The organism is Collinsella sp. AF08-23 (assembly GCF_003479805.1).
Taxonomy (GTDB): domain Bacteria; phylum Actinomycetota; class Coriobacteriia; order Coriobacteriales; family Coriobacteriaceae; genus Collinsella.
In genome coordinates, this window is record NZ_QUHV01000004.1 from 88,251 (window position 1) to 100,453 (window position 12,203).

General features: G+C 61.6%; 9 protein-coding genes. 7 read left to right on the forward strand and 2 right to left on the reverse strand.

Translation table 11 applies throughout. The features are described 5' to 3' along the window. Window positions 1–28 precede the first annotated feature (28 nt). Window positions 29–1,210 carry an ATP-binding protein gene (locus DWV48_RS03515; RefSeq protein ID WP_233546106.1) on the forward strand — a complete coding sequence of 394 codons (1,182 nt, stop codon included), beginning with the start codon at window positions 29–31 and terminating at the stop codon, window positions 1,208–1,210. Window positions 1,211–1,573: 363 nt separating this feature from the next. On the opposite strand, the gene DWV48_RS03520 is transcribed toward DWV48_RS03515, so the two are convergent. Further along, on the reverse strand, window positions 1,574–2,092 hold the full coding sequence (locus DWV48_RS03520) for a ferritin (protein WP_118653472.1): 519 nt from the start codon (window positions 2,090–2,092) through the stop codon (window positions 1,574–1,576). A gap of 455 nt (window positions 2,093–2,547) precedes the next feature. Here DWV48_RS03520 and DWV48_RS03525 point away from each other — a divergent pair, with 455 nt between their 5' ends. Further along, window positions 2,548–4,551 carry a DUF2207 domain-containing protein gene (locus DWV48_RS03525; RefSeq protein WP_118653473.1) on the forward strand — a complete coding sequence of 668 codons (2,004 nt, stop codon included), beginning with the start codon at window positions 2,548–2,550 and terminating at the stop codon, window positions 4,549–4,551. Window positions 4,552–4,871: 320 nt separating this feature from the next. Here the strand turns inward: DWV48_RS03525 and DWV48_RS03530 are convergent, their stop codons facing one another. Then, window positions 4,872–5,507 carry a GNAT family N-acetyltransferase gene (locus tag DWV48_RS03530; protein WP_118653474.1) on the reverse strand — a complete coding sequence of 212 codons (636 nt, stop codon included), beginning with the start codon at window positions 5,505–5,507 and terminating at the stop codon, window positions 4,872–4,874. Window positions 5,508–5,742: 235 nt separating this feature from the next. Here DWV48_RS03530 and purH point away from each other — a divergent pair, with 235 nt between their 5' ends. The 5 genes from purH (at window position 5,743) to DWV48_RS03555 (ending at window position 12,114) form a co-directional block, all read left to right on the forward strand. Next, window positions 5,743–7,380, forward strand: a complete 1,638-nt coding sequence (gene purH / locus DWV48_RS03535; RefSeq protein ID WP_118653475.1) for a bifunctional phosphoribosylaminoimidazolecarboxamide formyltransferase/IMP cyclohydrolase — start codon at window positions 5,743–5,745, stop codon at window positions 7,378–7,380. Between the two features lie 279 nt (window positions 7,381–7,659). Next, window positions 7,660–8,376: a hypothetical protein gene (locus tag DWV48_RS03540; protein ID WP_118653476.1), complete on the forward strand. Its 717-nt coding sequence runs from the start codon at window positions 7,660–7,662 to the stop codon at window positions 8,374–8,376. A gap of 331 nt (window positions 8,377–8,707) precedes the next feature. Next, on the forward strand, window positions 8,708–9,382 hold the full coding sequence (locus tag DWV48_RS03545; RefSeq protein WP_118653477.1) for a response regulator transcription factor: 675 nt from the start codon (window positions 8,708–8,710) through the stop codon (window positions 9,380–9,382). A 9-nt stretch (window positions 9,383–9,391) separates the two neighbouring features. Then, entirely contained in the window at window positions 9,392–10,456 is a 1,065-nt protein-coding gene (locus DWV48_RS03550) for a sensor histidine kinase (protein ID WP_118653478.1), read from the forward strand. 230 nt (window positions 10,457–10,686) lie between these two features. Continuing rightward, complete coding sequence (locus tag DWV48_RS03555) at window positions 10,687–12,114, forward strand: 6-phospho-beta-glucosidase (protein ID WP_118653479.1); 1,428 nt, start codon at window positions 10,687–10,689, stop codon at window positions 12,112–12,114. The last annotated feature ends 89 nt before the right edge of the window (window positions 12,115–12,203 follow it).

Here is a 12,203-nt window from a genome sequence, read left to right on the forward strand (position 1 = left end):
CGATACCACTCGTGAGGATTTTGATCCCGTGGCACGGGAGAACCTGCGAAATATAGTTGGGAAATACAACAACAGCGACAAAACGCTCTTGGAGCTCAATGATGAGGAGATCGAGAAGGCGCTGGGGTTCACCACGACCGTTGCAGGTCGAATCATGCCGACGTTGACGGGCCTGCTCATGATCGGTCGCGAGGATGTTCTCGCAAAGGCGGTTCCAACTTCGGAGGCGGCTCTTCAGGTCCTTGTGGGCACGGATGTCAAGGTCAACCTCACGTACAAGGGCTCTCTGCTGCGCACTATCGAAGACATCGCCCATGCGATTAAGCCATGGAATCCCGTCACAGAAGTTTCTCTTGGGTTGTTTACTAGCCCAGTTGAGACGTTTAACGGCCGTGCCATACGCGAGGCGCTGGTAAATGCGTTTGGTCACAGGGACTACTCGATGCTCGGAAGGGTCCGCGTCTTGATTGACGATATGGGCCTCACGATCTCCAATCCCGGTGGGTTTATCGAGGGCATATCAATCGACAACCTCCTGACCGCCGATCCCCATGGCAGGAATCCGTGCCTTATGGACGCGCTCAAGCGCGTGGGCCTTGCCGAGAGAACGGGACGCGGGATCGATCGAATCTATGAGGGGTCTTTGCTGGTGGGGAAACCGCTCCCAGACTATTCTGAATCGGGGCCGACGTCTGTAAATCTTTTTATCGCCCGAAGTGAGCCCGACCAAGAATTCATCAGACTCATCGCGGAAGAGTCGGAGAAGAGGTCTGCCCCGCTCCCGCTCCAAACGCTGCTCGTGCTCGATGCACTCAAACGCCAGCGCCGCGCAACCATTGAGGTGCTGTCGAGAACTGTCGACGTGAGGAAGAGCCAGCTTGTTCAGGTGGTTGAGCTGCTGGTCGAGTCGGGTCTGGTTGAGGCAGTCGGGTCGGCGGCCCACAGGGAATACCGTCTGAGCTCGAAGGTCTATAAGCGCTCGGGACAAATCAAGGAGTATGTCCGACAGGCGGACATCGATTCGATACGCTATCCGGAGCTCATCATGAGGCTTGCCCGAAAGCAGGGGCAGGTATCCAAGAGGGATGTAGCTGAGTTGTTGCACGTCGGCCCCGATACTGCATACTACGAGATTAGAAAGCTCGTTAAGAGCGGCGATCTTCTGGCTGCAAAGCGCGGGCCTGATGCCTATTACGTGCCATGTGTCTGATAGATATCGAACGCCTATATTTGACCTAGATGGCAGTAGAGCAAGATGGGCGGTTCCGCCGTCCGGTTAAACGGTTACAGTAGATGTCGAGCAGATGGACGTTCCGGAGCTGTTCTAGTCTTTCCTAGATGCCTGCCATATCAATGAGAGATCGGAAGTCGAACGGCCGCTGGGGGCGTGAGATGAAGGCTTAAGAGGTGGAAGGATGTTAAGGCGTTGCGTATTGATTGCGAGGTGCCTCGCCCTTCTCGACCGCGCCTAGCACGTGCACAGTTTAAGACCTTATCATCCTCTTATGAGAAAGAGGCGTCTCACTTGTTTCCAATGAGACGCCTCGGAGCTTGGCAAGTTTTCCGGTCGACCTTACAGCGGCAACGCGGTCATCTGTGTGTACACGCGGGCCTGGTACTCGCGGTCCAGGTCGTACAGGCCCTTGGGATCGCTGCCGAACAGCTTCATCTTGGTGACCATGTCGCGAGCGTTGGCCTCTTCCTCGCCCTGCTCTTTAACAAAAAAGTCGAGCATGCGCAGCGCGCGGATGTCATGGGCCTCGTGTGCCACTTCGTAGCAGTGGTGGATGAGGCTCGTCACGTACTCCTCGTGTGCCAAGCCGGCTTCGAGCGGGTCTAGGTCGTTTTTGAAGCGCATGCTGGGCTGCTCGATAGCAAGCATCGTGGGCTTGTGGTCGTTGTCAAGCAGGTAGCGACGCATGGCCATGGCGTGGTCGACCTCCTCCTTGACCTGGATCTCGTACCAGTTCGCGAAGCCCTTGAGGCCACGGTCCTCGTAATAGTCGGCAAACGTGAGGTACAGGTATGCAGAGTAGAACTCCTTGTTAATCTGCTCCTCAAGCACCTTTGCAACGCTTTCGTTCATGGCCATATGCACTCCTTCGGTCGATCCTGCGCATGCGTGCGCAATCTGAGTATACCGCCGCAAGGCGTGGCAAATTGCCTATGACCGTCCGGGGATTGCCCGTGGCCGCCCGCAATTGCCTATGTGTTTCCTCCGTTCAACAGCTCCAGACGGCAGAAGCCCATAGGTAATCTTGCGACCCGCATAGACAATTCCCGCCCTCCATAGGCAATCTCCCGCCTTGCCATGGGAAACTCAGAGGTTGGCCTAGGCGATTTCCATCTTGTCAAGGGCCGTCTGTGCGCACGTGGAAATGCAAGGCCACGATAGATTAAACGATCTTTGAACTGCTTTCCGTGCCAGCTTTGGTCGAGCTCCCGTTCCGGCGCATGCCGTTTGCGGGGTCACGGGGCACCGCGAGGCAGAACCGAATCCCGCACGGGTACAATGGGCGCACGTATACATAGAGAAAGGTGCGTCCCATGCTCGCACGCCCGCATTCCTCATCTCCTGTCCGCGCCATTTGCCAGCGCCGCGCTTCATGCCCGCCGCGCCTTTTTGCCACGTTCTGCGGCCTCGTCCTCGCGCTCGTCTTCGCGCTTGTTGCCCCGGCGACTGCCCATGCGGACACGTACTCGCTTCCACGCGTGAACATTCAGGCGCAGGTTATGGAGAACGGCGACCTTAATGTCACCGAGGAGCGCACGTTCTCGTTCGAGGACACCGTCAACGGCGTGTACTGGAGCATTCCCTTTGCGCAAAACGAGCAGGGCCAGACCTCATCCGTAACGGTCTCCAGCGTGTATGAGTACGACGGTTCGGTCGGTGAGGGGGCAGAGGCGGACGCTCGTCGTGCGTCTCAGCCCATGCAAGAGGTTGCTTCGGCAGAGCCGGGCGACCAGCACGTGTACACAGTGGAGAACGTAGGCAATGCCCTCGAGCTCAAGGTCTTCGCGCCCCGTGAGGATGGTGACGAGGTGACCCTGTGGGTTTCGTACACGATTGCGGGCGCCGTGATGGCGTGGCCCGACACCGCCGAGCTCTATTGGCAATTCATCGGTCCCGAGTGGGAGGAGGATGCCGAGGACGTCGAGTTGAACGTGATGTTCGCGGGGGCTTCTGAGGGCACGCCGGCGACCACTGGCACCGATGATGCCAATTTCCGCGCATGGGGCCACGGTCCGCTTGATGGAAGCGTGGTGCTCGATGATGGGGATGTCGCCAACCCCGTGGTGACCCTAACTGCCCCGCGTGTCCATGCGGGCCAATTTGCCGAGGTTCGCGTTGCGTTCCCGACGGATTGGGTGCCCGGACTGGAGGCGATGGGTGACGCGCGCCTGGACACCATGCTTTCCGAGGAGGCCGTGTGGGCGGACGAGGCGAACGCCCAGCGCGAGCGCGCCCGCTTCATCGCCACGGCGGGCACGGTCGCCTTAACGGCGTTGCCCGCCGTACTTCTCGCAATAACGCTCTACCTGCGCAAAACCAAGTACACCAGCCCTAAGCCCGTCTTCGAGGAGACTTATTTCCGCGATGTGCCGTCCAACGACCATCCCGCCGTGCTCTCCGCGCTCGTGTACGGCGGTGCGGTGCAGGATTGCGCCTTCGTGGCAACGCTCATGAAGCTCACCGACGACCACGTCATCGCGATCGACCATGAGTCCCGCACCGAGAGCCGTTTCCTCGGCCTGGGCGAGAAAACCGTCGAGGAGTACTCGCTCAAACTCGTCGCGCGCGAGCGCGTGGACGACCCCATCGATCTGGCCGCGATCAACCTGTATTTCGGGCCGAGCGCGAAAAACGGCGACGAGGCTAGTTTCGATGCGCTCAAAGACGGCGAGGACGCGGGCGATCTCATGCAGGAGTTTAAGGACCAGGTGAGTGGGGAGCTCGAGCGCCGGAACCTTGTCAACCTCGTTCCCGCCGGGTTCAAATTCGGTATGGGGGGCATCGGAATCATCCTGATGATCGTTGCCGTCCTCTTCATTCTCTACACGGACGCAGCGAATCTGCCGTTCGTGCTGTTGGGTATCGGCATGTCCGTCACGGCGGCGATCATCGCCGCGACTGCGAAGATGTACTCATCCGAAGCTGTCGAGCTGCTCAACCGCTGCCAGGCGCTCGAGCGCTGGCTCGAGGACTTCACCAATCTGGACGAGGCGGTGCCCAACGACCTCATCCTGTGGAACAAGATGCTCGTACTCGCCGTGGCGTTCGGCATAAGCGACGAGGTTCTGCGTCAGCTTGCCGACGCCGTGCCGCACGAGCTGCGCGAGGACGAGAACGGCATGTATTACTATCCCAGCTATTGGTGGTACTACGGTCACGGTAGCCTGCATTCGCCCATGAGCGAGATGCACGATGCGTACCAGGCCACGGTCGCGGAACTTTCCTCGAGCTCCAGCAGCTCGGGCGGTGGTTTTGGTGGCGGCTTCTCCGGTGGAGGCGGCGGGGGCGTTGGCGGCGGAGGCGGCGGCAGCTTCTAACGCGCATTCTGGTGGCGACAAGCCGCATCTTTCGCTTGTTGGGCGCCTCTCGCGCCCCACAAGCTCAAGTGCATGCCGCAAATCGGGCGATTTTGTAACGAAAATCAGAACGGCTCGAGTAGACGCCATCATCGAACAGTTGTGACCTGCGGAAATGCCGACCGGATTTCCCTGCTACTCGCCTCGTCCGAGAACTCGTTACAAAAACGCCCGATTCGCGGCATGCAGGGGATGTTTTGTGCGATGAATCGGCTTTGCGCGGCGCGAAGTCCGAGGGATCCCGTGATGCATGCGAGGGCTACAGGACAGCGGCGTCGATTCTAAGCGGAGAGGTCCAGTCCGTACACGTACATCTCTTTGGGGAGCAGGCGACGCTCTTCGCGCGTGCTGCGATACGTGCCGGCGCGTTTGAAACCGTGGTGTTCATAGAACTGCCAGGTGCAGTCGGTGTCGGTGTAGAGGAACGCCCGCTGTGCGCCCTCTTCGGCCAAATACGTGGTCGCCGCATCGATAAGCACGCTGCCAATGCCCATGCCGCGCGCCGATTCGCCCACCGCGAGCAGGGTGATCTCCGTCGACCCGGCAAAACCGCTGTCGCTCAGCAGCTTGTCATTCTTAGACTCGGTGAGCTGGACGCCCTTCCAGTAATTGGCGGCAGCCTCGGGCTCAAGTTCGCGCATGCGGCGGAAGTAGTCTTTGGACATGACGAACCAGCGCTTGTGGGCGCGGACGCGTGTGGCGCTCGGGCAAGCGAGCACAATGCCGCACGGCTTATCGTCGATAAGGGCCACCTGCGAGAAGGGGGAAATGGAGAGCGAGTATGAGAGGTCGTTGCAGGCCTCGAGAAATCCGTATTCGGGCGAGGGGACTTCGGTGTGCCACGCCTCCTGAATGATGGCGGCAATATCCTCGAAGTCGCCTTCGTCAAAAGGCCTATACGTTACGCGCGAGACCATGGATCCTCCTGTCGTCCTCTCGTTTCTACCACCGCAGCGTGCACGTGTTGTGGTGCGTTCGTGGAACCCGTCGTTCACCTCATATTTTTCGCGCAAACGCCATGGTTTCTCGGCAAGTTCTCCAAATCGCGCGCGTTGAGCGATGTGAGTGTTTGCCGCCTGCGGTACAGTAGGTGCATGTTGGATAGAGATGCGCACGCTGCTTGCGGCGCGTCACCCCTGCGAAGGAGGGCACATGGCAGACCTTGGAAAGGTTTCGCGCGCGTTGATTTCGGTTACGGACAAGACCGGCGTGGTTGAGTTCGCGAAGGCGCTGGCAGAGGAGTTCGGTGTCGAGATCATCTCCACCGGCGGCACCGCCAAGGTTCTCGTCGAGGCCGGCGTCCCCGTCGTCCCGATTGAGGAGTACACCGGGTTCCCCGAGATGATGGAGGGCCGCGTCAAGACGCTGCACCCCAAGGTTCACGGTGGCCTGCTTGCCCGCCGCGATTCCGAGCAGCACATGGCCGAGGCGGCCGAGCACGGCATCGGCATGATCGACCTCGTCTGCGTGAACCTCTACGAGTTCGAGAAGACCGTGGCCAAGCCGGATGTCACCTTTGCCGACGCCATCGAGCACATCGACATCGGCGGCCCCTCCATGCTGCGCTCCGCCGCGAAGAACGCTGCCGCCGTGACCGTGGTGTCCGACCCCGCCGATTACGACGCCGTCCTTGCCGAGATGCGCGCCAATGACGGCGCCACCACGCTCGAGACGCGCCGCCGCCTGCAGGTCAAGGTCTACACCACCACCGCCGCGTACGACACCGCCATCTCCACTTGGCTCGCCGCCCAGGTCGAGGGTGCCACCGCCGCGCCGCTCACCGCCGAGGGCGAGTTCGCCGCCCCCGCGTCCATGGGCATGAAGCTCGAGAAGGCCCAGGACCTGCGCTACGGCGAGAACCCGCAGCAGGCCGCCGCGGTCTACCGTTTCGACGCCGCCAACGCCCCGCTCTTCTCCTCCGACGCCCCCCTCGTGGGCGCCGAGCAGCTCCAGGGCAAGCCGCTCTCCTACAACAACTTCCTCGACGCCGAGGCGGCTTGGAACGCCGTCCGCGAGTTCGACGAGCCCGGCGTGATCATCCTCAAGCATCAGAACCCCTGCGGCTCCGCCGTGGCGGGCGACGTGACCGAGGCCTACGACCGCGCCTTCGCGTGCGACCCCAAGAGCGCCTTCGGCGGCATCGTTGCCGTCAACCGCGAGGTGCCGCTGTCGCTCGTCGAGCACTTTGCCGACCGCGACAAGCTGTTCGTCGAGGTTCTCATTGCCCCGAGCTTTACGCCTGAGGCCCTCGAGCGTCTTGCCAAGCGCCCCAACCTGCGCGTCCTCGCCACGGGTGCGGCCTCCGGCCATGCCAAGCTCGAGATGCGCACCGTCGACGGCGGCATGCTCGTCCAGCGCGTCGACACGGTCGACGAGGACCCGGCCACCTTCACGTTCCCCACGGAGCGCAAGCCCACGGATGCCGAGATGCGCGACCTCATGTTTGCCTGGAAGGTCTGCAAGACCGTCAAGTCCAACGCCATTCTCATCGCCAAGGACGAGATGGGTATCGGCATGGGCCCCGGTCAGCCCAACCGCGTCGATTCCGCGCTGCTGGCCTGCCAGCGCGCCGAAGAGGTTTGCGAGCGCCTGGGCTGGGAGGCCGGCGGCTACGCGTGCGCGTCCGACGCCTTCTTCCCGTTCCGCGACAACGTGGACACGTTGGCTGCGCACGGCGTGACCGCCATCATCCAGCCTGGCGGCTCCGTGCGTGACGAGGAGTCCATCGACGCCTGCAACGAGCATGGCATCGCGATGGTGTTCACCGGCACCCGTCACTTCCGTCACTAAGCAGCAACGGGCTGCTGCGGGCTTCCCAGACACCGCACCTTGGGGTTCAATCGTCGGGCGCCGTACGTTAGGCGTGCGCCCTCCTCTTTCACCCCAATCTGCGGTACCTGGAAAGCCCTCGCCGGTTTGGAGGGTTTTTAGGGAACCTGGAAAGACCTCGCCGACCTGGATCGAGCTGGGTGGTGTACCTCGACTTTCCTTTGCCCGAGGGTGTTGTATGTGATTTGAACGTGCCGGGGAATTGTTTTCCCGGTACGTTTTTGCTTAGGAGGATTCGCCGTGAGCGACATCGAACCGTTCTTCAATTCGGCTGAGGAATGCGCCGCGTACGAGATGTTTTGCGCCGAGCAGGAGCGCGGTCTTGAGAAGTTCGAGCTGGCCGACCCCGCCTTGGTGTGCCGTTGGCGCATGAACCGCCGACAGGTTCCGCTCATCAACCGCCACATTCGAGCGTTGTCGCAGCGCGTGGTCAACGGTGCGCCCCTCACCACGAACATGCTTTCATGGGCCAAACAACATGTCGAATGGTCGCTTGCGGCAGGGGAGTATGAGGATCCGAACGGCGTGCTCATGCTGGTGATCGATGTGAACGGCGATGCCCTTATGAGCGTTGGGCCGTATGAGCCGCTGGCGGATACGTCGCGTGCCGCGCTTGTGTCCCGTGCCTCCATCGCGCGTGCGGAGGCGGCGGGCACCGGGGTGGCGCCCGAACTTCTTGGCGTGCTTACCGCCGATGGCCGTGTGTTGCTCGCCGCTACGCCCGGCGAGGCTCTTTGCGGTGCCGCAACGCTGGTAGAGCAGCTTGCCGCTGTTCGCGGTCATGCGGTTGAACGCTCGCTGGTGGACGGCGTGACGGCCGAGCAGGTTGCGGGCGCTGCGGGTGAGGGCGATGCCGTGTTCCTCATCTCCGACGAGCACGGCGTGGTGGTCGAGCGCGGAGCGACCAGCGGTGACGCGGCGCAGCTCTCGGCTGACGTCCGCAAGCTCTTTGCCTGATGTGCTACGCGCAACCGGGCCCTTACCCGCGCCGCCGGTCTCCCTCAGCCGCATTCCTGCCGCGAAAGTTAACTCTCGCAGCCCGTTTTGCCGCGATTCGTGTGTATCGTTCCGCGAAAGTTAACTCTCGCGGAAGAAGTTGCCCCTCATGCGGAGGCAATCGCCCACCCGCGCGCCTGTGCCGGCTCCTTACATTGATGAAAGCTCTTTGCTTGCCGTTCTCGTTGCGAGGCTAGGCGGGGCATAATGAAAGCACGACAAAACGTCAATCGGCTGCACGCGCGCGGCGAACACGCCCTCGCGCACGAGGCGGTGGAAGGGAAGTGGTGGCATGGCGCGCATATTCGTGGTCGAGGATGACGCCCCCATTCGCAACGAGGTCATCGAAGTGCTCGAGCGTCAGGGCTACGAGGCTTCGTACTGCCTTACCTTCGATCACGTGGTCGAGGATATCCTGGCCGCCCGCCCCGACCTTGTGCTGCTCGACCTCACGTTGCCGGGCACGGACGGGCAACTTGTCTGCCGCGAGCTGCGCCAGCAGTCTGACATCCCCGTCATCGTGCTCACGTCGCGCGTGACCGAGGTCGACGAGGTCATGAGCATGACCATGGGCGCGGACGACTTCATACCCAAGCCCTACAGTGCGCGCGTGCTCGTTGCGCGTGTGCAGGCGCTGCTGCGTCGCGTCAAGGGCGCATCGGATTCCAGCCGCGCGCTCGAGCACAATGGCGTGGCCCTCGATCTGTCGCGCTCCACGGCAACCGCAACGCAGACCGGCCGCTCCATCGAGCTCACCAAAAACGAGATGCGCATCCTCTCGTTGCTTATCGCTCATGCGGGAACGATCGTGAGCCGAGAGGCGATCATGCGCGACCTATGGGACTCCGATGCCTTTGTGGACGACAACACGCTTACCGTGAACATCAACCGTTTGCGCACGACGCTGGAAAAAATCGGGATCACGGGGTATCTCACCACGCATCGCGGTCGCGGCTACTCGGTGTAGGGGTGCGCCATGAAGCTATCCGAGTTCCTTGCTTCGTCATGGCCTCACATGGCGCCTGCCTGCATCGCGGCGGCGCTTTGCGCGTTCATTTCCGCGGTGGGCGGCGCGGGGTTTGCAGTGAGTGCGCTGATGGCCTTGCTGATCGTGGGGTCGGCACTGGTGGCGCTCGTTGTCGATTACCGCCGAAAGCGCTCATTTTACGCCGACTTGGCTGCATGCATCGATGATGTCGAGCATCCCCTGTGGATCACCGAGATGATGGATAGACCCGAGTTTTTGGAAGGGCGCCTGGCGTACGAGGCACTTTGCCGCGTTTCCAAAGCGGCCAATGATGACGTGGCGGAGTATCGTCGTCAGACTCAGGATTATCGCGAGTACGTCGAAACGTGGGTACATGAGGCTAAGTCGCCCTTGGCCGCCTCCCACTTGATGTTGGAAAACCTTATGGAGGCGGCGCCCGCCGACGAGACGGGAGAGAAGCTCCTTGTTAAGACCGAGGCGCTCGGCGAGGAGCTCGATCGCGTTGAGGGCTACATCGAACAGGCTCTGTTCTTTGCGCGCTCCGAGTCTCTTGATCGCGATTACCTCATTCGCGCCTATGACCTCCAGAAGCTCGTGGGCGACGCAGTTCGCGCGAACGCGCGCGTGCTCATCGGCGCCCACGTGTCGCCGTTTCGTAGAGGGCTTGACCACACGGTGTTTACCGACGAGAAGTGGATGACGTTCATCCTGGGCCAGCTTATCCAGAACAGCGCGAAGTACGCCCAGGGTGATGGCGCCGAAATCGTGTTTACCAGCAGGTTGGTCGACGAGGGGCGCGCGACGGAGCGCGTGGAGCTTGAGGTCCGTGACAACGGCTGCGGGGTTGAGCAAGCGGAGCTGCCGCGCGTCTTTGATCGTGGGTTCACGGGCGACAACGGACGTACAGGCAAGCGTGCCACGGGCATCGGCTTGTACTTGGTCAAGCGCCTATGCGGCAAAATGGGCCTTTCCGTGCGGGCGGACGCGCGCCCGGGGGAGTTTTTCGCCGTGACCATCGGGTTTCCCACCAATAAGATGCATTACTTCGAATAGGCGTGCGCGGAGCCTGAATCCATGTGGTCCCGATGACGATCTGGGGATTTCGCAAAAGGTATCAGGATGTATCAATCACGTTGTGTAGTTCGTAAAACGGCATAGAAAAGAAGTATCAGCATCTGCCCGGGGCATTGTGGCACGTCCTTGCGCTCGGCATACTGGGGCCATGGTTCGTCGAGCGCTTGCTGCATGGGGCAGCGGGCCCGGCGCGCGAGAAGGGGTGCAAGATGGGTTTTCGTGACGACTTCCTGTGGGGTGGAGCCACCGCTGCCAATCAGTGCGAGGGCGCGTACAACGTTGACGGCCGTGGCTTGGCCAACGTCGATGTGATGCCGCACGGCAAGGATCGCTTCGCGGTGGGTATGGGCGTCCGCAAGATGCTCGATTTCGAGGACGGGTACTTCTATCCGGCGCAGACCGGCATCGACTTCTACCACCACTACAAGGAGGACATCGCGCTGTTCGCGGAGATGGGCTTCAAGACCTTCCGCATGAGCCTCGCTTGGACCCGTATCTTCCCCAACGGAGACGAGACGGAGCCCAATGAGGCCGGCCTCGCCTTCTATGAGGGCGTGTTCCGCGAGTGCCAAAAGCACGGCATAGAGCCGCTCGTCACCATCACGCACTTCGACTGCCCCATCCACCTCATCAAGGAGTACGGTGGCTGGCGCAACCGCAAGCTCATCGACTTCTACAAGAACCTCGCCCGCGTGCTGTTCACCCGCTACAAGGGCCTGGTGAAGTACTGGCTCACCTTCAACGAGATCAACATGATCCTGCACCTGCCGTTCATGGGCGCCGGCCTGGTGTTCGAGGAGGGCGAGGACAAGAAGGCCGTCGAGTACCTGGCTGCCCATAATGAGCTGGTTGCCAGCGCCTGGGCCACCAAGATCGCGCATGAGATCGACCCCGACGTGAAGATCGGCTGCATGCTCGCCGCGGGCAGCTACTACCCCTACAGCTGCCGCCCCGAGGACGTGCGCGCCGCCCAGCTCGCCAACCAGGACAACTACTTCTTTGTCGACGTCCAGAGCCGCGGGTACTATCCGTCCTACGCGCTCAAGAAGCTCGAGCACGAGGGCATCGATGTGGGCATGACCGACGAGGATAAGCAGATCCTGGCTGAGAACACGGTCGACTTCATCTCCTTTAGCTACTACTCCACGCGCTGCTCCGCGGGTGAGGGCTCCGACGCCCCCAAGACCGAGGGCAACGCCTTCGCGGGCACCAAGAATCCCTACCTCAAGGAGAGCCAGTGGGGCTGGGCCATCGACCCGCTCGGGTTCCGCATCACCCTCAACGACCTCTACGACCGCTATCAGAAGCCGCTGTTCGTGGTGGAGAACGGCCTGGGTGCCAAGGACGTGGTCGAGGAAGACGGCTCCATCAACGACGATTACCGCATCGACTACCTGAGCCAGCACATCGAGGCCATGCGCGATGCGGTGACTGAGGACGGTGTCGACCTGCTCGGCTACACCACATGGGGCCCCATCGACTTGGTCTCGGCCTCCACGGGCGAGATGTCCAAGCGCTACGGCTTCATCTACGTCGATCGCGATGACGCGGGCAACGGCACCCTGGCCCGTTCCAAGAAGAAGAGCTTCGACTGGTACAAGAAGGTTATCGCCACCAACGGCGAGGACCTTTCCTAACTCGCCCGGCTTTCCCAGGCACCCCACCTCGGCGCGAACCCAAAGGCTTATGTACGCCAGTACACCGCGCCTTTGCGTTCACGCCGATC

Excerpts from the sequence above, each read along its gene's own strand:
- purH (WP_118653475.1), top strand. The coding sequence starts at position 5,743 with ATGGCAGACCTTGGAAAGGTTTCGCGCGCGTTGATTTCGGTTACGGAC.
- DWV48_RS03555 (WP_118653479.1), top strand. The coding sequence starts at position 10,687 with ATGGGTTTTCGTGACGACTTCCTGTGGGGTGGAGCCACCGCTGCCAAT.
- DWV48_RS03530 (WP_118653474.1), bottom strand. The coding sequence starts at position 5,507 with ATGGTCTCGCGCGTAACGTATAGGCCTTTTGACGAAGGCGACTTCGAG.
- DWV48_RS03525 (WP_118653473.1), top strand. The coding sequence starts at position 2,548 with ATGCTCGCACGCCCGCATTCCTCATCTCCTGTCCGCGCCATTTGCCAG.
- DWV48_RS03520 (WP_118653472.1), bottom strand. The coding sequence starts at position 2,092 with ATGGCCATGAACGAAAGCGTTGCAAAGGTGCTTGAGGAGCAGATTAAC.
- DWV48_RS03550 (WP_118653478.1), top strand. The coding sequence starts at position 9,392 with ATGAAGCTATCCGAGTTCCTTGCTTCGTCATGGCCTCACATGGCGCCT.
- DWV48_RS03545 (WP_118653477.1), top strand. The coding sequence starts at position 8,708 with ATGGCGCGCATATTCGTGGTCGAGGATGACGCCCCCATTCGCAACGAG.